Annotated in this window: 20 protein-coding genes; 6 read left to right on the plus strand and 14 right to left on the minus strand. The window is 66.3% G+C overall.

Annotated features, from left to right (window positions below):
- Positions 1-54: 54 nt before the first annotated feature.
- The gene (ileS, locus tag QX128_RS05255; RefSeq protein WP_316236856.1) at positions 55-3,069 is read right to left on the minus strand and encodes an isoleucine--tRNA ligase; all 3,015 of its coding nucleotides are present in this window, start codon (positions 3,067-3,069) and stop codon (positions 55-57) included.
- Between the two features lie 290 nt (positions 3,070-3,359).
- Entirely contained in the window at positions 3,360-4,340 is a 981-nt protein-coding gene (locus QX128_RS05260; RefSeq protein ID WP_316236857.1) for a bifunctional riboflavin kinase/FAD synthetase, read from the minus strand.
- A gap of 267 nt (positions 4,341-4,607) precedes the next feature.
- Here QX128_RS05260 and QX128_RS05265 point away from each other — a divergent pair, with 267 nt between their 5' ends.
- Positions 4,608-5,003 carry a response regulator gene (locus tag QX128_RS05265; protein ID WP_006613531.1) on the plus strand — a complete coding sequence of 132 codons (396 nt, stop codon included), beginning with the start codon at positions 4,608-4,610 and terminating at the stop codon, positions 5,001-5,003.
- 71 nt (positions 5,004-5,074) lie between these two features.
- On the opposite strand, the gene QX128_RS05270 is transcribed toward QX128_RS05265, so the two are convergent.
- From QX128_RS05270 to QX128_RS05310, 9 genes are all read right to left on the minus strand, one after another.
- Entirely contained in the window at positions 5,075-5,929 is an 855-nt protein-coding gene (locus QX128_RS05270; protein ID WP_315801944.1) for a TIGR01459 family HAD-type hydrolase, read from the minus strand.
- A gap of 15 nt (positions 5,930-5,944) precedes the next feature.
- Positions 5,945-7,540 (minus strand): EAL domain-containing protein, encoded by a 1,596-nt coding sequence (locus QX128_RS05275; RefSeq protein ID WP_316236858.1) that lies wholly within the window; start codon positions 7,538-7,540, stop codon positions 5,945-5,947.
- A gap of 317 nt (positions 7,541-7,857) precedes the next feature.
- Positions 7,858-8,418, minus strand: a complete 561-nt coding sequence (locus QX128_RS05280) for a phage holin family protein (RefSeq protein ID WP_315801946.1) — start codon at positions 8,416-8,418, stop codon at positions 7,858-7,860.
- A 226-nt stretch (positions 8,419-8,644) separates the two neighbouring features.
- Positions 8,645-9,988: an aspartate aminotransferase family protein gene (locus QX128_RS05285; protein WP_315801947.1), complete on the minus strand. Its 1,344-nt coding sequence runs from the start codon at positions 9,986-9,988 to the stop codon at positions 8,645-8,647.
- Positions 9,989-10,306: 318 nt separating this feature from the next.
- Positions 10,307-11,272 carry a 50S ribosomal protein L3 N(5)-glutamine methyltransferase gene (gene prmB, locus QX128_RS05290; protein ID WP_316236859.1) on the minus strand — a complete coding sequence of 322 codons (966 nt, stop codon included), beginning with the start codon at positions 11,270-11,272 and terminating at the stop codon, positions 10,307-10,309.
- The gene (locus tag QX128_RS05295; protein WP_316183209.1) at positions 11,272-11,736 is read right to left on the minus strand and encodes a molybdenum cofactor biosynthesis protein MoaE; all 465 of its coding nucleotides are present in this window, start codon (positions 11,734-11,736) and stop codon (positions 11,272-11,274) included. The genes prmB and QX128_RS05295 overlap by 1 nt, the downstream gene beginning before the upstream one ends.
- A 19-nt stretch (positions 11,737-11,755) precedes the next feature.
- Positions 11,756-12,007: a molybdopterin converting factor subunit 1 gene (gene moaD / locus QX128_RS05300; RefSeq protein WP_315801950.1), complete on the minus strand. Its 252-nt coding sequence runs from the start codon at positions 12,005-12,007 to the stop codon at positions 11,756-11,758.
- On the minus strand, positions 12,004-12,645 hold the full coding sequence (gene pgsA / locus QX128_RS05305) for a CDP-diacylglycerol--glycerol-3-phosphate 3-phosphatidyltransferase (protein ID WP_315754456.1): 642 nt from the start codon (positions 12,643-12,645) through the stop codon (positions 12,004-12,006). Before pgsA ends, moaD begins: the two co-directional genes overlap by 4 nt.
- Before the next feature lie 254 nt (positions 12,646-12,899).
- Entirely contained in the window at positions 12,900-13,235 is a 336-nt protein-coding gene (locus QX128_RS05310) for a GIY-YIG nuclease family protein (RefSeq protein WP_315801951.1), read from the minus strand.
- Between the two features lie 161 nt (positions 13,236-13,396).
- Here QX128_RS05310 and QX128_RS05315 point away from each other — a divergent pair, with 161 nt between their 5' ends.
- The 4 genes from QX128_RS05315 to QX128_RS05330 are packed head-to-tail and all read left to right on the plus strand — an operon-like array spanning position 13,397 to position 14,742.
- Positions 13,397-13,741: a helix-turn-helix domain-containing protein gene (locus QX128_RS05315; protein WP_315801952.1), complete on the plus strand. Its 345-nt coding sequence runs from the start codon at positions 13,397-13,399 to the stop codon at positions 13,739-13,741.
- Positions 13,734-13,997, plus strand: a complete 264-nt coding sequence (locus QX128_RS05320) for a hypothetical protein (RefSeq protein WP_315801953.1) — start codon at positions 13,734-13,736, stop codon at positions 13,995-13,997. The genes QX128_RS05315 and QX128_RS05320 overlap by 8 nt, the downstream gene beginning before the upstream one ends.
- The gene (locus QX128_RS05325) at positions 13,994-14,326 is read left to right on the plus strand and encodes a DUF3817 domain-containing protein (RefSeq protein ID WP_315801954.1); all 333 of its coding nucleotides are present in this window, start codon (positions 13,994-13,996) and stop codon (positions 14,324-14,326) included. Before QX128_RS05320 ends, QX128_RS05325 begins: the two co-directional genes overlap by 4 nt.
- Positions 14,323-14,742: a CopD family protein gene (locus QX128_RS05330; RefSeq protein ID WP_316236860.1), complete on the plus strand. Its 420-nt coding sequence runs from the start codon at positions 14,323-14,325 to the stop codon at positions 14,740-14,742. The genes QX128_RS05325 and QX128_RS05330 overlap by 4 nt, the downstream gene beginning before the upstream one ends.
- A gap of 29 nt (positions 14,743-14,771) precedes the next feature.
- Here the strand turns inward: QX128_RS05330 and uvrC are convergent, their stop codons facing one another.
- Positions 14,772-16,838 (minus strand): excinuclease ABC subunit UvrC, encoded by a 2,067-nt coding sequence (gene uvrC / locus QX128_RS05335; protein ID WP_316236861.1) that lies wholly within the window; start codon positions 16,836-16,838, stop codon positions 14,772-14,774.
- Between the two features lie 243 nt (positions 16,839-17,081).
- Between uvrC and QX128_RS05340 the strand changes: the two genes are divergently transcribed.
- Positions 17,082-17,717 (plus strand): porin family protein, encoded by a 636-nt coding sequence (locus QX128_RS05340; RefSeq protein ID WP_315713602.1) that lies wholly within the window; start codon positions 17,082-17,084, stop codon positions 17,715-17,717.
- Between the two features lie 248 nt (positions 17,718-17,965).
- On the opposite strand, the gene QX128_RS05345 is transcribed toward QX128_RS05340, so the two are convergent.
- A complete protein-coding gene (locus QX128_RS05345; RefSeq protein ID WP_006612991.1) occupies positions 17,966-18,181 on the minus strand; it encodes a cold-shock protein in 216 nt (71 codons plus the stop codon).
- A gap of 252 nt (positions 18,182-18,433) precedes the next feature.
- Positions 18,434-19,294, minus strand: coding sequence for a 23S rRNA (adenine(2030)-N(6))-methyltransferase RlmJ (locus tag QX128_RS05350; protein ID WP_315801957.1), 861 nt, complete (start codon positions 19,292-19,294; stop codon positions 18,434-18,436).
- Positions 19,295-19,336 lie beyond the last annotated feature (42 nt).

Here is a 19,336-nt window from a genome sequence, read left to right on the forward strand (position 1 = left end):
TATGGGTCCCCGCGTGCGCGGGGACGACGGCGGAGTGTGACGCGCGATCGCGCATCACACGCCCACCCCCAGCGCCTTCCATTCGCGCAGCGCCTGCGCGTCGCGCGGGGACACGTCGGGATAGTCCTTGTCGTCGCCGACGCTCTCCAGGATCTTCCAGGAGCGGGCGCACTTCTTGCCCACGGCCTTCTCGACGACCACCGCCACACCCGGCACCGCATCGAGCCGGAACGCATCGGCCGGCGCGTCGCCCTCGCGGACCTCGTAGTTCGAGGTGATGCAGACCTCGGCCAGATCCGTATCGAACAAGGTGCCGAGCAGCGCGCGGTCGGCGACGTAGATGATCGGCGAGGCCTCGAGCGAGGAGCCGATGGTCTTGGCGGCTCGCGCGAGCTCCAGCGCACCGGTGACGACGCGCCTGATATTGCGGATGGTCTCCCACTTCGCGGCGAGCGCATCGTCGCGGTACTGGTCCATCGCATCCGGGAACAGGGTCAGATGCACCGACGGCTCGGCGTCGGGGCGATACATCCGCCATGCCTCGTCGGTGGTGAAGGACAGCACCGGCGCCAGCCATTTCAGGATGGCGTCGCAGATCAGGTCGATCGCCGTCAGCGCCGCCTTGCGCGCCACCGACGACGGCGGATCGCAATACAGCGTGTCCTTGCGGATGTCGAAATAGAACGCCGACAGCTCGGTGTTCATGAACGCTGCCAGGCTCGCGATCACGGTCTTGTAGTCGAACGCGGCATAGGCGCGGGTGATGGTCTCGGCCTGCTGCGAGAGCTGATGCAGCATCAGCCGCTCCAGCTCCGGCATATCCGCGAACGCGACCGCATCGCCGCGCTTGTAGTGGTGCAGGGTGCCGAGCATCCAGCGGATGCTGTTGCGCAGCTTGCGGTAGGTCTCGATGGTGTTCTTCAGGATCTCCGGGCCGATGCGCTGGTCGTCGGCATAGTCTGTCGCGCAGACCCAGAGGCGCAGGATGTCGGCGCCGGAGTCCTTGATCACCTTCTGCGGCTCGACGGTGTTGCCGAGCGACTTCGACATCTTGCGGCCGTTCTCGTCGAGCGTGAAGCCGTGCGTCAGCACCACGTCATACGGCGCGCGGCCGCGCGTGCCGCAGCTTTCCAGGAGCGACGAGTGGAACCAGCCGCGATGCTGGTCGGAGCCTTCCAGGTACATCACCGTGTCCCGGCCGCCATCGACTTTGCGCTTGATGCCGGCGAGGCCGGGGAAGTGCACGGGGTCTTCGAGCACGAAGGCGTGGGTCGAGCCGGAGTCGAACCAGACGTCGCAGATGTCGTCGACCTTCTTCCAGTCCTCGTTGGCGCGTGAGCCGAGGAAGCGCTCGCGCGCGCCGTCGGCGTACCAGGCATCGGCGCCCTCCTTGGCGAAGGCGTCCGTGATGCGGGTGTTGACGGTCTCGTCCTGCAGGATCTCGGCGGATCCGTCGCCGGTCTCGCGCACGAATACCGCGATCGGCACGCCCCAGGCGCGCTGGCGCGAGATCACCCAGTCCGGGCGGTTGGCGATCATGCCGTTGATGCGGTTCTGGCCGGCGGCCGGCACCCACTGCGTGACCGAGATCGCGCGCAGTGCGCGGGCGCGCAAGGTATCGCCGGAATTCGCCTTGCCGTCGTCCGCGATGTCCTTGTCCATCGCGATGAACCATTGCGGCGTGTTGCGGAAGATCACCGGCTTCTTGGAGCGCCAGGAGTGCGGATACTGATGCTTGAGGCGGCCGCGCGCGAGCAGCATGCCGGCATCGGTCAGCGCCTTGATGACGGCCTCGTTGGCGTCGCCCTTCTCGCCCTTGTCGTTGATGACGCGTTTTCCCGTGAAGCCGGGGGCATGATCGGTCAGCGCGCCGTTCTCGTCGACGGTGTAGGGGATGGTGGTCGCAATGCCCCTGCCGTCGAGCTCGCGCCCATGCGCCATCCAGACGTCAAAATCCTCGCGGCCGTGGCCGGGCGCGGTGTGCACGAAGCCGGTGCCAGTGTCGTCGGTGACGTGGTCGCCGGGCAGCAGCGGCACCGTGAAGCCGTAGCCGCCGGCGAGGCCCTTCAGCGGATGGGCGCATTCGACGGCGTCGAGCGCGTCGCCGGGGACGTCGCGCAGCCTGTTGTAGCTCGTGACGCGCGCCTGCTTGAACACGCCGTCGGCCAGCGCATCGGCCAGGATCAGCTTGTCGCCGGTCTTGGCCCAGTTGTCAGCCGGCGCGTCGGTGACCTCGTAGAGGCCATAGGCGATCTTCGGCGAGAACGAGATGGCGCGGTTGCCGGGCAGGGTCCAGGGTGTGGTGGTCCAGATCACCACGGAAGCGCCGGCGAGCGCGCCATGCGCCGGCGAGGTCACCGGAAACTTCACCCACACCGTGTCGGACTGATAGTCCTCGTACTCGACCTCGGCTTCGGCGAGCGCGGTCTTCTCGACAACGCTCCACATCACTGGCTTGGAGCCGCGATACAGCGTGCCGTTGGCGGCGAACTTCATCAGCTCGCGGGCGATCTGCGCCTCCGCCGGATAGGTCATGGTGGCGTAGGGATGATCCCAGTCGCCGATCACGCCGAGACGCTTGAACTCCTCGCGCTGCACGTTGAGCCAGTGATCGGCGTAGGCGCGGCACTCCCGGCGGAATGCAACCATGGCGGCGGAGTCGCGGAAGTCGGGCTTGGTCTTGCCCTTCTTGCGGTAGTTCTCCTCCTCGATCTTCCACTCGATCGGCAGGCCGTGGCAGTCCCAGCCGGGCACGTAGTTGGAGTCGTGGCCGAGCATCTGCTGGCTCTTGGTCACGACGTCCTTGAGGATCTTGTTCAGCGCGTGCCCGATGTGGATGTTGCCGTTGGCATAGGGCGGGCCGTCGTGCAGGACGAATTTCGGCCTGTTCCTCGCGGTCTCGCGCAGCTTGCCGTAGAGGTCGATGTCACCCCAATATTTCAGGATCTCCGGCTCGCGCTGCGGCAGGCCGGCGCGCATCGGGAATTCCGTCTGCGGCAGATACAGGGTCTTGGAATAGTCCTTGGCGTCGGATTTTTGGGCGTCGGGCTTTTGCGGCTTTTCGGACATCGTGATCTGGCTGGCTGAGCTTTAAGAGGGCGCTGAGACGCGATTTCGATCGCGGGCGGCGGAACGAGCAGAGACATCCCGGTCTTGCGCCGAGCTCGAAGCTCAGGCGGAAGCCGGGCCGCTAATGCCGATGATGCGCCGTATCAACATGGGGCTCCCTCATAGCAGGGGGCCTGCGAAATCGCAAAGTCATCCTGCGGCATCAACGCTGCGGGATCGTCGTTCAGCGTCATTCCGGGTTCAGCCCTGGCGGGCTGCCCCGGAATGACGTCACCAATGGCGCAGGAGGATCAGCCGATCTCGCCGAGCCGGGGGAAGAGGCCGGGGGCGGCCGCCAGCAGGGCGCGCGCCCGCGCGCTGTCGTCGTTCATCTGCCGGATCAGGGCCTCGATCGAGGTGAATTTGGCCTCCTCGCGGATGAAGCCGATGAAGGCGACGTCCAGGACCTCGCCGTAGAGGCTGTCCTTGAAATCGAACAGGAAGGTCTCGAGCAGCGGCGCGCCGTTGTCGAAGGTCGGCCGGCGGCCGAAATTGGCGACGCCGTCGATCAGCACCCGGTTCGCGCCGCGGCCGCGGCCGACCCGGACGGCATAGATGCCGTGGCGCAGCCCGCAATCGCGATCGAGCCGCATGTTGGCGGTGGGGTAGCCGAGGTCGCGGCCGCGCTTCTCGCCGTGGATGACCTCGGAGCTCACGAACCAGGGGCCGCCGAGCATCGCGGTCGCCTCGCTGACCTGGCCCTCCGCCAGCGCTTCGCGGATCGCGGTGGAGGACACCGGCCGCTCGTCGATGTCGACATGGGCCTGGATGTCGACCTCGATGCCGAGCTTGGGCGCCTCGTTGGCGAGCAGGCTGGGCGAGCCGACGCGGCCCTTGCCGAAATGAAAGTCGTAGCCGACCGCGATCCCGGCGACTCCGAGTCGCCCGATCAGGTCATGGTGAATGAAGTCCTGCGCCGAGGTCTGGGCGCGGCCCTTGTCGAAGGTCATGACCACGGCGCCGGCAAGCCCGGTTCCGGCCAGCAGCCGCAGCTTGGCGGCCTCGTCGGTCAGGCGGAACTGCGGGGTGTTGGGGCTGAAGAAGCGCCGCGGATGCGGCTCGAAGGTCAGTGCCAGCGCCGGGCGCCCCTTCGCCTTGCCCATCTCGATGGCCGCCTCGATCACGGCCCGGTGACCGAGATGGACGCCGTCGAAATTGCCCATCGCCACCACCGCGCCCTTGAGGATGTCCGACGGCGGGGTGGAATCGCGGATGACCTTGAAATCGGGCATGTGACGGAAATATCTCGCAGATTTCGGTGGGCCGCCGGCGGGCGGGGATTGCCCTGACGGTGGGCGGCCGGCCCCGCGAAGTCAAGCCGAAGGGGTTCCTCCGCTCATGCAGCGCAGCAATAGCGACATGCAGCCGCAGCGCAGTTAACGCGCTGTTTAACGGCTGATGCTACTGCTCAGAGCGGATGGCGGGGTCGGTTACGACCCGTGCCGCAAGAGCGTTTTTGTAACAGTCTGCGCGTTGTGTTCGCGTCTGGGGGAGTCAAGATGGCGGTTGATTTGACGATGCCGGTGCTCGTCGTCGACGATTACAGCACCATGATCCGTATCATCAGGAATCTTCTCAAGCAGATCGGGTTCGAGGACATCGACGATGCCAGCGACGGCTCGATGGCCCTCAACAAGATGCGCGCCAAGAAATACGGCCTCGTGATCTCCGACTGGAACATGGAGCCGATGACCGGCTACGACCTGCTCCGCGAGGTCCGCGCCGATCCGAACCTGGCGACCACGCCGTTCATCATGATCACGGCGGAATCCAAGACCGAGAACGTGATCGCGGCCAAGAAGGCCGGCGTGAACAACTACATCGTCAAGCCGTTCAACGCCGCGACCCTGAAGACCAAGATCGACGCGGTATTCCCGGACATGGCGACGGCCTGACGCCCGCCTGATCCGCTCTCAAATGAAAGACGCCCGGCACCCGGCCGGGCGTTTTTCGTTTCGGGATCAGGTCACCACTTCAATTCGCGCATCAGGGCGCGCGGCGGGTGGCCGAACAGCTCCTTGACCGAGGCCGGGTCGAGCTGCTCGACGCCGGCGAACTCCTCGGAATGGATGCCGCGGGTGACGAACAGGCAGTCGATGCCGAAGCCGTGCGCGCCGGCGAGATCGGTGCGGACGGAATCGCCGATCGCCAGCACCTCCTCGCGCGCGACCTTCCGGCCGGCGTGCTGCTCGGCGAGCATCATGGCGCGCTCGTAGATCGGCCGGTGCGGCTTGCCGTAGAAGATCACCTCGCCGCCGAGCTCGCGGTAGAGCTCGGCGATGGCGCCGGCGCAATAGATCAGCCGGTCGCCGCGCTCGACCACGATGTCCGGATTGGCGCAGATCAGCGGCAGCTTGCGCTCGCGCGCGCGCAGCAGCATCGGCCGGTAGTCCTCGGCGGTCTCGGTCTCGTCGTCGTAGAGGCCGGTGCAGATGATGTAGGACGCTTCTTCGAGCGGCGACAGCGCCAGGTCGAGACCGCGATGAATGGAATTGTCGCGCTCGGGGCCGAGCCAGAACACCTTGCCGCCGGGATGATCGGCCACGTAGTGGCGGGTCAGGTCGCCGGAGGAGACGATGGCGCTGTAGACCTCGTCGGCGACGCCGAGCTTGCGCAACTGGCGCTGGACCGAATCGGCCGGCCGGGGCGCGTTGGTGATCAGGATCACCGTACCGCCCTGGCGGCGAAAGTGGTGCAGCGCGTCGCAGGCGTCGGGGAAGGACTCCAGCCCGTTATGGACCACGCCCCAGATGTCGCTCAGCAGCACCTGCTTGCGGCCGACCAGATCGCGCAGCCGCTCTTCGAAGCGGAGAACGGTCATGGCAGCCGGCTGATTTCAGAGGGTCCCGGCGGCACGGCGGGCGAGGGCGGCATTGCCGCTGCGCGTCGAAGCATTGGTGTGTGACGCGTCCAGAGAGGTGGTGCCGGCGGCATTGGGGTCCTGAATCTTGATATCCTGCCCGCCCGATGGGCCGGCGGCGGCCTCGCCGGTAGCAGATGCGCCCTCGGGTCGCAATGGGCGGGGCGGCGCGAACAGGAAGCCCTGGCCGAAGCGGACGTCGTAGTCGAGCAGGTCGACGACGCTGTTCTCGCCTTCGATCCGCTCGGCGATCAGGTCGATGCCGAAACGGCCCAGCAGATCGGAGAGATCGGTCGGGTGAATGTCGGAGGCCGAGCTCTGCTTGGGGTCGAGCAGCAGCGCGGCCGGGACCTTGATGAAGCGGACACCGCGATCGGCGAGCTCGCGCGGCTCGAACCGGAGGTCGGTGACATGGTCGATCGAGAAGCGGTAGCCGCGCTGGGCCAGGGCCGCGAGATGCTCGGCCCCGGTCGGGCCGAGGCTGCGCAAGGTCGACTGCTTGAATTCGAGCACGAAGGACGGCGCCAGGGCGCGATTCGCTTCGAGGAAATCGAGGCATTGTGAAAAGTTGGTAGGGCTGCTGAGGGTCGCCGCGGAGATGTTGCAGAAGATGCCGACGTCCTTGTTGCGAACCATCAGGCGGCGCAGCACCTGGACGCAGCGAAGCAGAACCATGTGGTCGATGCGCCCGACCAGGCCGGCGGCTTCCGCGATGCCGATGAAGTCCTCGGCCGCGACCACCTGGTCGCGCTCGTCGCGAAGCCTCGTCACCGCCTCGTAGAAGCGCACCTTGCGCTGCGGCAGCGTCACCAGCGGCTGCAGGTAGATGTCGAGGCGGTTGTCCTCGATCGCGCCTTTGACCGCGGCGAGGATCTGCGGCTGGCTGCGCGGCACGGCGGGGGCAACCGGCGTCGACGGAGCCGGCGTCGTGATCTTGGAGGCTGCTGGTACGGCAGTGACCGCCGGGGCCTGCGGTTTGGGCGGCAGGGGGGCGGCACCCGATGCCGCGCTGAACGTCCCGGGGGTCTCGGGCATCCTCTGCTCGATGTCGCTCGGCGGCAGCGCGGTCATCTCGCGCGCGCCGCTGGAGGAAGCGGCCGCCGGGAGCGGATGATCGGCCTCGCGAACCATGCCGGCAGCAGCTCCCGGCGGTGGTGCTGGCGGGATCGCCGCGATCAGGTCTTCATGCTGGGCCACGGTGACGGCGAGCTGCTTCATCAGTCCGCCGAGCTCGTTGATCTCGCCGATCACGCCCTGCAGGCGATCGGCGCTGACCGAACTCGACGACACGATGCGTCCCTCGACCGCCGACAGGCGTCGGCCGAACTCGGCGACCTGGCGCGCGAGGTCGGCGGTGCCGCGCGACAGATCGGCGATCTGGCTGCCGATATCGGTGCGGTCGCGCAGCCGCATCGACACGGCGTTGTAGAGAATCAGGAACGTCAGTGCGGCGAGCGCGACGATCGCGGATTCCGAGCCACTGATGCCGGCCACCGAATACAGGATCAGGCCGAGCGAGGCTGCGACCAGAACCATACAAATGGCAATGAAAATCGTGGAGATACGGATCATGCTGCGCGACGCTCCCAACCGAATGCAACCTTAGCACTTCTGTTGATTCGCGAGGATAGTCGGCGGGATTCAAATACCGGGAGAGGCCGATGATTTCCCGTCTGCGTGTCATTTACGCAAGTTCACCGGGGAAAGCGGAGTGTCATCGTAGTGTCGCTGACCCGTAGAACACCGGGGAAAGCGCCACGCGGACTCCAGACACATTGAGACATGCGCGCGATGCCCATGAGCTGATCGACGCGTGTTGCTGATCAACTCAACCGAGCCGGTGATTCTTCGATGTCCGTCGAACCGCGCCTGTCGCTGTCGGGGCAGGCTTACGCGCTGCGGTGACGCCGGCGCAGGGCGGCCACGCCGAGCAGCAGTGCCGCAACGGCGACACCGACGGGCACGTTGACCCGGCCGAGTGCACCCGCAGCTCCGCTCCCGTGATTCGTGGAGGTCGATGACGGTGCCAGGGGGATGGTGTCGGGATCGATCTCGTCCGCGTCGGGTTCCCGGGCCACGGGCGCTGCGATCGCCACGCGCAGCCGGCTGGAGAGTGAAGGATAGTGCGGCGTCGGACTGCGCAACTTCACCGCCGCGATGATCGCGCAGATCACCGCCAGCGCGACCAGGATGCCGCCGACCACAGCGAATGCGGTGAACAGGCCGTAGGTCATTTCCACCCAGCGGAACAGCGCGGTCAATCCGACGATGCAGGCGGCGATCAGGAAGATGCCCGCGGTGGCGAACAGCCCGGCGGCGACGGCGTAGGACGTCACCGTTCCGGTGGCCTGCCGGGCGCGATCGCGCATGTAGGCCTGGGTGGCGCGCCTGACGCGGTTGAGTCTCTGCTCGAGCCCCAATCGCAGCAGCTCTCCTGGCGGTGCAAGCATGCGCGTCCTCCGATGATCCATCGCCGCGCGCGAACCGCCGGCTCGCGACATGAACGTGGAGGATTTGCGAAGGTTCCCTGCGCACGCGCGAGGCTATTGTCGGCCGGCATGCGACATGTGGAAAGCCGCAATGACCGTTCTTGGGGATCGTAGAAACAAAAATGGCGGCCACGCGGGCCGCCAATTCTGCTCCTGGCCGATCATGGCCGATTGGTCGCCGAATGGCTTACGCCACGGCCTTGATGACCTTGCCGACCTTCTCGATGATCTCGCCGACCTGATCCTCGCTGATGATCAGCGGCGGGGTCAGCGCCAGCGTGTCACCGGCGATGCGCAGCATCAGGTCGTTGTTGTGGAAGGCGGTCTCCATCGCGGAGTAGCCGCGCTTGCCAGCCGCGTCGGGTAGCGGCGCGAGGTCGATGCCGGCGGTGAGACCCACGGTGCGGATGTCGAGCACGTTGGGCAGGCCCTTCAGCGACATCACGGCGTCGGCGAATTTCGGCTCTATGGCGCGGGCGTGCTCGAACAGCTTGTCGTCGCGGTAGATGTCGAGCGTGGCGAGGCCGGCGGCGCAGGCGATCGGATGCGCCGAGTAGGTGTAGCCGTGGGTGAACTCCACCATGTGCTCGGGGCCGCTCATGAAGGCGTCGTGGATGGTGTCGCGCACCAGCACGCCGCCCATCGGTGCCGCGCCATTGGTGACGCCCTTGGCGAAGGTCAGAAGGTCAGGCGTCACGCCGTAGCGCTCGGCGGCGAAGGCGTAACCGAGGCGGCCGAAGCCGGTGATGACCTCGTCGAAGATCAGCAGGATGCCGTGCTTCTGGGTGATCTCGCGCAGCCGCTTGAGGTAGCCCTTCGGTGCCGGGATCACGCCGGTCGAGCCGGCCATCGGCTCGACGATGACGGCGGCGATGGTGTTGGCGCCGTGCAGGTTGACGAGGTTTTCCAGCTCATCGGCGAAGTGCGCGCCGTATTCCGGCTCGCCCTTGGTAAAGGCCTGCTTCTCGCGGTCATAGGTCGCGGGGATGTGGTCGACGCCGGTCAGCAAGGTGCCGAACAGCTTGCGGTTGTTGACGATGCCGCCGACCGAAGTGCCGCCGAAGCCGACGCCATGATAGCCGCGGACGCGGCCGATCAGGCGGGTGCGGCTGCCCTGGCCGTTGATCTGGTGGTAGGCCAGCGCCATCTTCAGCGCGGTGTCGGCCGCCTCCGAGCCGGAGTTGCAGAAGAACACGTGGTCGAGGCCGGCGGGCGCGAGATCGGCGATGCGGTTCGCCAGCTCGAACGCCTGGGGAATGCCGAATTGGAACGGCGGTGCGTAGTCGAGCGCCGCGGCCTGCTGGCCGATCGCCTCGGCGATCTGGCTGCGGCCGTGGCCGGCGTTGCAGCACCACATGCCGGCGGCGGCGTCGATGATCTTGCGGCCATCGACGGTGATGTAGTGCATGTCCTTGGCACCGGCGAGCAGGCGCGGGTTCTTCTTGAAGGCGCGGTTCGCGGTGAACGGCATCCAATGCGCGGCAAGATCATTCGGAACGGTGACGGCGGGGCGGGGGCTCTTGTCCAGCATGGGGACCTCTCGGACGTTCAAGGCAGGTTGTGCGACGGCGGCAGCATGATCCGGAAAGGTGGCGAACCGGTGCCAGGACAGCTTGCCGAAACGGATCGTGCTGATGGGCCTGAATGCGCGCGCCGACGTGGTCAGCCGATGATCCGGGCCGGCGCCAAGCTATCAGTTTCGCGAGCCGACGGAAACGTCAAAGGTCCAGCGTTCCCTGCTGCCCTGGTGAGCGGTTTCTGCACAGCGGCAGCAGATTGTGCCGGATATTGGAAGTCGCTGCGTCAATTCGCGCCAACCGGGCGCTGTGCCTCGGGCAGCCGCGTCTCATCACACGAGATCGCGCGCGGTGATCCAGAACACCTCGCCCTCGGAGTCCTCGGTGTCGAGCCAGAGCAGCGGCAGGTCGGGATAGGCCGCCTCGATCTGCGGACGGTCGCGCCCGACCTCGCACAACAATCCGCCCTCCGCAGTCAGATGGTCGCGGGCCTGGCTGAGAATGCGATGGATGATGTCGAGCCCGTCGGTGCCGCCGTCGAAGGCCAGCGCCGGCTCGGCGCGGCATTCCCGGGGCAGGCCGGCCATGCCCTCGGCGTCGACATAGGGCGGGTTGGTGATGATCAAATCGTAGCGGCGCTGGCTGAGCGGTGCGAACAGGTCACCGCGGTGCAGCGAGATGCGCTCGCCGAGGTCGTAGTCGGCGACGTTCTTCGTGGCGACCGCGAGCGCGTCCTTGGAGATGTCGACGGCGTCGATCACCGCATTGGGGAAGTGGCGGCTGGCCAGGATCGCCAGACAGCCAGAGCCGGTGCAGAGGTCCAGCACGCTGTCCACGGCCAGCGGATCATCGATCAGCGAGGTGCCATCGGCCTCGGCGCCGCCGAAATGCGTCTCCAGCAGCTCGCCGATGAACGAGCGCGGCACGATGACGCGCTCGTCGACGTAGAACGGCAGGCCGCGCATGTAGACCTTGTTGACCAGATAGGCCGCCGGCTTTCGCGTGGTGATTCGGGCCGTGATCAGGTCGAGGATCATCTTGCCTTCGGCCGCGGTGACCCGGGCCGTGACGAAGCTCTCGAACTGATCGGGGCGCAGATGCAGCGCCTCGCCGATCAGGAAGGCGGCCTCCGACACCGGATCGGTGGTGCCGTGCGCAAACACCAGATCGGCGTCCTGGAAGCAGCTCACCGCGTAGCGCAGATAGTCGAGCAGGCTGACCAGCTCGCCCTCATTGACCTTCGGCAGCTTCGGCGCCGCCGCCTTGCGCGGCGCTGCCGTCTTGACCTTCTTCGCCATCACGACTTCCAGCGCGCCGCGGCGGCATCGTCGTGGCTCTTGGCCTCGACCCAGCTGCCGCCATCATTGGTTTCCTCGCGCTTCCAGAACGGCGCGTTGGTCTTGAGATAATCCATCAGGAACTCAGCCGCCTCGAACGCCGCCTGACGGTGGCTGGAGGCGGTCACCACCAGCACGATGTTCTCGCCCGGCCGTATCCGGCCGAAGCGGTGGATCACGGTCAGGCCCTGCAGCGGCCAGCGCGCCATCGCCTGCTCGGCGTGCCGCATGATCTCGGCCTCCGCCATGCCCGGGTAATGCTCGAGCGTCAGCGCGGTGATCGGCGTGTCATGGTCGTTGCCGCGGCACAGGCCGGAGAAGCTGACGACGGCGCCGATGTCGGTGCGGCCATGGCTGAGGGCTGCGATCTCGGCCGCGGTGTCGAAATCCTCTTGCTGCACCCGGACGGTGACGATCGCGGTCATGGACGGATCTTCCGTTGCGTCAGCCGCCGGTCATCGGCGGGAAGAACGCGATCTCGCGGGCGCCGGCGATGGCCGTATCCGGCTGCACATGGGTCTGGTCGATCGCGGTGCGGATCACCTTCGGCTTCTCGAACGCATAGGCGTAGCCCTCGCCGCGCGTGGTGAGCCAGGCGATCAGCTCGCTGACCGTGCGCACGTCCGCCGGCGGCTCGATCGTCTCCTCGGCCTTGCCGACGCGCTCGCGCACCCAGGCGAAATACTTCACCTTCATCGCGAGTCTGCCTCGATGAGGTGGTGGATGCCGGCGCGGAAATAGTCGTAGCCGGTGTAGATGGTGAAGACCGCCGACAAGCCGAGCAGCCAGATTCCGATCCCGCTCACGATCGGACCCACGGCCGTCGAGATCTGGGCGACCGCCGCATCGCCGGCCTCGCCCGCGAGCAGGAAGCCGATCGCCACCAGCTGCATCGTGGTCTTCCATTTGGCGACCTTGGTCACCGGCACCGAGACGCGCAGCGCGGCGAGATATTCGCGCAGGCCCGACACCAGGATCTCGCGGCACAGGATCACAATGGCCGCCCACAGCGACCAGTTCTGGATGGTGCTGTCGGCGGCCAGCATCAGCAGACAGGAGGCGACCAGAAGCTTGTCCGCGATCGGGTCGAGCATACGGCCGAATGCCGATTGCTGGTTCCAGATCCGTGCGAAATGACCGTCGAGATAGTCGGTGATCCCAGCCGCAATAAACACCGCGACGGCGACCCAGCGGAGCCACAAAGGATACATCCATACCGACTGCGCGTAGATACAGCCGACCACGACCGGTATCGCGGCGATGCGCGTATAGGTTAGGATGTTCGGCAGGGACGTCGACGTCTTGCTGGGCACGCGTGTGGTCGCAATATTCATCCGGTGTACCAATACTGCCGCCGTTCGGACGTCAACCTCCGAGCCGAGCCGCTTCGGCAGGATGACGCAGATATGACGCTGTTCGCAACGAAGTCTTGCGGAGATAGGAACTCTCCCGCCCCGATACAAAGAGCGGTAACGCTTCCTTAAGCAACCGCACGCGGTCGCGCCAGTGGGGAGATCGGCGTGCCGCGGTGGGCGCGCCGATCGGTCTTATTGCGGTGCAATGACAGCGGCGCGAATGCCGCCGGTGATCAGATCGCCTCGGCCCCATGAACCGCGCACCAATGCGCCTGCCGTTCCGCGAACACGCGATCGCGCACATAGGCCAGCGCTTCGTCGTCGAAGGTCTCGATCACCTCCAGGCTGAACGACCCTTCGCCATGGGCGGCCCAGGCCGCCTGCAGCCCGCCGCGGCGATGGCCGCCCTGGCGCAGGGTGAACCACAGACGGTTCTGGATCTTGTCGAGGTCCGGCGCACAGCCGATCCAGCGCGCGCCGGTGGCGGCGCAGGTGACGGCAAAGATGCCGGCAGGGCTCTTGCGCTCCTTGTAGGCGGCGACCGCCGCCTTGCGCTGATCGGGGGTCATGAGGTGTCGCTCCAAAGTGAGGTGGGCTCAGCTCATGTAGAGCTTATTTTTGTCCGGGTAAATATATGGAAATCGAAATTTTTTCCTGACAGGTGTATCATAAAGTTGACGGGGCGGACCTCACCTGTAATAATATCCTTACAGGTGGAGAGCCGCGACGTATGCCCACTGAAGGCGATCAACTGCTGGACAGGCTGGCAGCGTTGGCCAATCCGCATCGGTTGCGGGTGGTGGCTGCTTTGCAGGCCCGGGGGCGCACCTATGTCAGCCAGTTGGCCCGCGAGCTCGGCATCAGCCGGCCATTGCTGCACCTTCATTTGCGCAAGCTCGAAGAGGCGGGGCTGGTCACCAGCCGGTTGGAGCTCTCCGCCGACGGCAAGGCGCTGAACTACTTCGAGGTTGCTCCCTTCGAGATCGCCCTGACGCCGTCCTCGATCGCCAAAGCAGCGGAGACGCTGTCCGTCGTTCCATCCTCCATCAAACCGGAAGGAGACCAACATGGCTGACAAAGCCGCCATCTTCCTGCTCGTCACGATCCTCGTCCTTGTCACCATCATCCTGGTGTTTGCGATGAAGTATTTTGCGGCGGTCCGGCAGGCCGGACGGCAGGTCGCGACGGAGGAGGGCTTCCGCGCGCTGACCGAGCGAGCCGTTCGAGCGCAGGAGACGAGTGCAGAGCTGCTCGCCGCCCTCAAGGGCAGTCTGGGGCAGATCGAGCTGCGGCTCACCCAGGTCGAGAAGGTGCTGAAGGAGGTCGAATGATGACCACTCAACATCAGGCCGAGGAGCTGTCGCTGTTGAAGCGGATGCGCGCAGTCTCGCTCGTCGAAGGCAGCACATTGCTGCTGCTGGTGCTGGTGGCGGTGCCGCTGAAGCACTTTGCCGGCTTCGCCGTCGCCACCAGGATCATGGGTCCTGTCCACGGCCTCGCTTTCATGGGCTACATCTGGATGCTCATCCAGCTCGCAGCCGGCGGCGGCTGGTCGAGAACGGAGATCGTCCGGATGACAATGGCTGCGTTCGTGCCGTTCGGCGGCTTCGTCAATGCCCGCGTCCTGGCGCGACGCGAGATGCTGCTGGCGGCGCCATGATGGTCGAGTGGCTCAAGGCGCTGCACGTCGCCGCCGTACTGTGCTGGAGCGGCGGGTTGCTGGCCGCAGCGATCACCATCGCGGCGGCTGCGACCAAGGCAGAAGCGGCTGGTGCCGCCACCATGGTCGAGATCGTCAGCCGCTGGGACCGGCGTGTCACGACGCCGGCCATGCTCGTCGTGTGGGGCGCGGGCCTCGCACTCGCCATGCAGGGCCAATGGTTCGGCTCGCTTTGGCTGACGATCAAGCTCGGCATCGTGGTCGCGCTGTCCGCGCTGCACGGCGTGCTCGCGGGAACGCTGCGACGGCTTGCACGGTCAGAGACGCCGGCGGCGCGCTGGCCGTCTCACATGCCGCCACTGATCGTCGGCAGCACCGCTGCGATCGCCGTGCTCGTCGTCGTCAAGCCGTTCTGAGCGGCCGGCGCGAGCGCAGAAGGCGTCCTTCAACTGGCGTTGCTGTGAAAATACTCAAATATCTTGCGGGCGCTTTCGGCTGACACTCCCGGCACCTTGCCGAGGTCGGCGATCGAGGCGCGCTCGATCTCCTTCAGGGTGCCGAAGTGGTGCAGCAGCGCGCGCTTGCGCGACGGGCCGATGCCGGGGATCTCCTGCAGGCCGGCCTCGCGGATGTCCTTCTTGCGCAGCTTGCGGTGCGAGCCGATGACGAAGCGGTGCGCCTCGTCACGCAGGCGCTGGATGAAGTACAGCACGGGGTCGCGCGGCTCGAGCTTGATCGCTTCGCGCTCCGGGATGAACAGCGTCTCGCGTCCGGCGTCGCGGTCCGGACCCTTGGCAACCGACATCAACGCGACATTGGTGACGCCGAGCTCGGTGAAGATCTCGCGGACGGCGTTGAGCTGGCCGCGGCCGCCATCGATGATGACGAGATCGGGCCATTGCGGCACGTCGTCCTCCTTGGCCGCACGGGCGACATCCTTCTCCGACGGTGACACCAGCCGCTTGAAGCGGCGCTGCAGCACCTCCTTCATCATCGCGTAGTCGTTGCCGGGCGTCAGCCCTTCCGACCTGATGTTGAACTTGCGGTACTGGTTCTTCATGAAGCCGTCGGGGCCGGCGACGATCATCGCGCCGACCGCATTGGTGCCCTGGATGTGGCTGTTGTCGTAGACCTCGATGCGCCGGGGCACCTGCGGCAGGCCGAGCGTCGTCGTCATCGCATCCAGCAGCCGGCTCTGCGTCGCGGTGTCGGCGAGCTTGCGGCCCAGCGCCTCGCGCGCATTGGTCAGCGCGTGGATGACGAGATCCTTCTTCTCGCCGCGCTTCGGGCAGGACACCTCGACCTTGTGGCCGGCCTTGACGCACAGCGCCTCGGCGAGCAGCTCGGCCTCCTCGATCTCGTGCGACAGCAGAATCAGCTTCGGCGGCGGCTTGTCATCGTAGAACTGCGACAGGAAGGCGGACAGCACCTCCTCTTGTGTGAACGTCTTCTCGGCGCGCGGGAAGTAGGCGCGGTTGCCCCAGTTCTGGCCGGTGCGGAAGAAGAACACCTCGACGCAGGAATAGCCGCCCTCCTGGTGGATGGCGAACACGTCGGCTTCCTCGACCGTGCGCGGGTTGATGCCCTGCTGCGAGGAGATCGCCGACAGCGCCGCGAGGCGGTCGCGATAGACGGCGGCGGTCTCGAATTCGAGCTCGCTGGACGCCTTCTCCATTTCGGCCGCCAGCAGCGCCTTCACCGCCTGGCTGCGTCCGGACAGGAAGTCGGTCGCCTCGCGCACCAATTCGGTATAGCCGGGGAAATCGATCTCCTGGGTGCATGGACCGGCGCAGCGGCGGATCTGGTGCAGCAGGCAGGGGCGGGTGCGGCTCTCGAAGAACGAATCGGTGCAGGAGCGGATCAGGAAGGCGCGCTGCAGCGCGGTGATGGTGCGGTTGACCGCGCCGGCCGAGGCGAACGGCCCGAAATAGCGCCCCGGCCTGGACTGCGCGCCGCGGTGCTTGAGGATCTGCGGCGCCCAATGGTCGCCGGTGATGAGAATGTAGGGAAACGACTTGTCGTCGCGCAGCTGCACGTTGAAGCGCGGCTTGAGCTGCTTGATGAGGTTCGCTTCCAGCAGCAGCGCCTCGGTCTCCGTGGTGGTGGAGACGATCTCGACCGTCACGGTGGCTGCGATCATGCGCAGGATGCGCGCCGGCAGCGGCGCGTTGGCACGCGCATAGGACGACAGGCGCTTTTTGACGTTCTTGGCCTTGCCGACATAGAGCACGTCGTGGGCCGCGTTGAGCATGCGGTAGACGCCGGGCGAGGTCGGCGCCAGCCGCACCGCGTTCTCGATCGCCGCGTGGCCGATCGCGAGCGGGCCTTCCCCGACCGCCTCCAGGCTCTCCTCGGCCAGCTCCGGCAGCCGGCCGTCATCGTCCTCGTCTGCAGCCGAGGCGGCGGGGTCGAGATCGGGCGTGTCGATGGCCTCGGGTGGCAGGTCGGCCGTGGCGCCACGCCGGCTCGGGGGCGTCGGCGCCTTGGGTGGATCGGAGCTGTGGGTGGTCATGTCCGCAAATTAAGCGCTGCCGCGCCGTCTCGCCAGCTTGCGATCGCGCCATGCACAGGGCAGGGCGGTAACGCTCCGTTAAGCACGTTAATGGCCGGGTAACCCGGCTTAACAACGGCTTAACCTAAAACTCTCGATAAATGCTCACGAAAGAAGCGAGAGTTCCGTAACCACGCCGGCCCGCGCAGCACAGTCGCGCGGCGCATGCTCCGGCGGGTGACGGCGAGTGGCGTGGAGTGAGCGATGAACAGGTTCTTGGTCGGTGCTGCCGCCGCGGCGGGCTTGGGCGCGGCGGCTCTCGGATCGGTCTCGGCGCAGGCGGCGGACCTCGGCTACGGGCGCGGCGCGCCCTACACCGTCAACCAGCCCCTCAACGCCTACAGCTGGGCCGGCCCCTATCTCGGCGGCACGCTGGGCTATGAGTGGGGCACCGTCGGCAACAACCCGACCAAGCCGTCCGGCCTCACCGGCGGCCTGACCGCGGGCTACAATTGGCAGAACGGCCCTTGGGTGTTCGGCGCCGAGGGCGACATCAACCTGACCGGCGCCAACGACACCTTCGCGCCGTGGAAGTTCTCCAACCCGTGGTTCGGCACCTTGCGCGGCCGCGCCGGCTACGCCTTCAACAACATCCTGTTCTACGGCACCGGCGGCCTCGCCTTTGGCGGCCTGCGCGCCGAGACCTTCGGTCTTTCGGAATCGCACACCACGGTCGGCTGGACGCTCGGTGCCGGCACCGAATTCGGCCTGGCGCAGAATTGGACCGCGAAGATCGAGTATCTCTACGTCGATCTCGACAGCAGCAATTTCGTGATCACGGGGGCGAAGAACGACTATCGGTTTGGAATTGTGCGCGCAGGCATCAACTTCCACTTCTGATGGCAACGAGGGAATAGGAAGAAGAAACGTCCAACGACAACCTCCCGGCCGCTCGCGCGGCCGGGATTTTTTTGTCGGAGCCCTCCGTGCAATCGTGCATTATCGCGCGCGGCCTGCACGTACGAGCCGGCAATGCTGTGCACGCACACAGGCGCTGCCGACAGCTTCCAAACCAACGAAGAGGTGGCGTCGAGGCGCCTCCGGTTGCACTCACGCCGGCGCGTGAATGACCGCCAGGCGGGCTCGTCCTAAGACGATAGCACCAGGTTCACCGCTTTCGGGCCCTTGCCCTTCTTGTCCGGCTCGACCTCGAAGCTGATCCGCTGTCCTTCGGTCAGGTCCTTCAGGCCCGCGCGCTCCACCGCCGTGATGTGCACGAACACGTCGCGTCCACCGTCGTCCGGCTTGATGAAGCCGTAGCCGCGTTCACCGTTGAAGAACTTGACCGTCCCAGTCATGGCCATCGGGAAACTCCTCCCCCGCAATGCTTCCTCCACTGCGCGCCCTGCGCAGCGTCCGACCGGACATCACTTTGATCGGAAAGCGTTGGCCACCTTAACGCCCAGCGCTCGCCGCGCCGGATCGCCGGATCTTGTTAGGCCTTGATCACCCCGCCGCAACCATTCGCGGAAGCGGAACGTAAAGCCAGTCTTACAATCGGACACAATAATACGGTTCCGCGCCGATTGACTACGGCTTTTCGACCAGTAGCCGTTTCAAGCTTTGGGGAATTCGATTCGGAAGCGCGCCGCGCCGCCCTGGCCGAGCGGCTTCTGCAGTTCCTGCAGGATGAGCTTCAGCTCGTCATGCAATGTCCAGGGCGGGTTGACGATCAGCAGTCCGGTCGAGGTCAGCGCCTCGCCTTCGATTTGCGGCGCAACACTGAACTCGATCCGCAGCACCTTGCCGGGCGGCTTGGCCGCGGCCGCGAGCGCCGCGACGCGATCGCTCAGCTCTTCCGTCGCGCGCCGGCTCTTGGCGGGATACCAAAGCACGTAGATACCGGTGGTCCACTTCGCGAAGGCCGCGGCAAAGCGGTCGGCGAGCCGCTCGAACTCATCCTTCGCCTCGAACGCCGGATCGATCAGCACCACGCCCCGGCGCTCGTTCGGCGGCACGAAGGCGGGCAGGGCGACCCAGCCGTCGAGATCGACGACGCGGGCCTGGGTGTCGCGGCGCAACTGATCGATCAGCTGCTTGCGGGGGATCGGCGCCAGCTCGCACAGGGTCATGCGGTCCTGCGGCCGCAGCAGCGCGCGCGCGATCAGCGGCGAGCCGGGATAGGCGACGAGCTCGGCCGTCGGATTGAACGATCGGACGATATCCAGATAGGGCTGGACCAGCGCATAGACCTGATCCGACAGCCGCGCCTGCAGCAGGCGGGCAATGCCGGTGAGGAACTCGCCGCTGCGGGTCGCCTCGTCGCCGGTGAGATCGTACAGGCCAGCGCCGGCATGGGTGTCGATCACCCGGAACGCAGCGGGCTTCTCCTGGAGGTAGACCAGGATGCGCGTCAGCACGATGTGCTTGATGACGTCGGCGAAGCCGCCGGCGTGAAAGGCGTGTCGGTAGTTCATGCCGTCCCGGTTACGCCGTTCCGCGTCAAAAGGGTACCCCGT

This window comes from Bradyrhizobium sp. SZCCHNR1015, assembly GCF_032489875.1.
Lineage (GTDB): Bacteria > Pseudomonadota > Alphaproteobacteria > Rhizobiales > Xanthobacteraceae > Bradyrhizobium.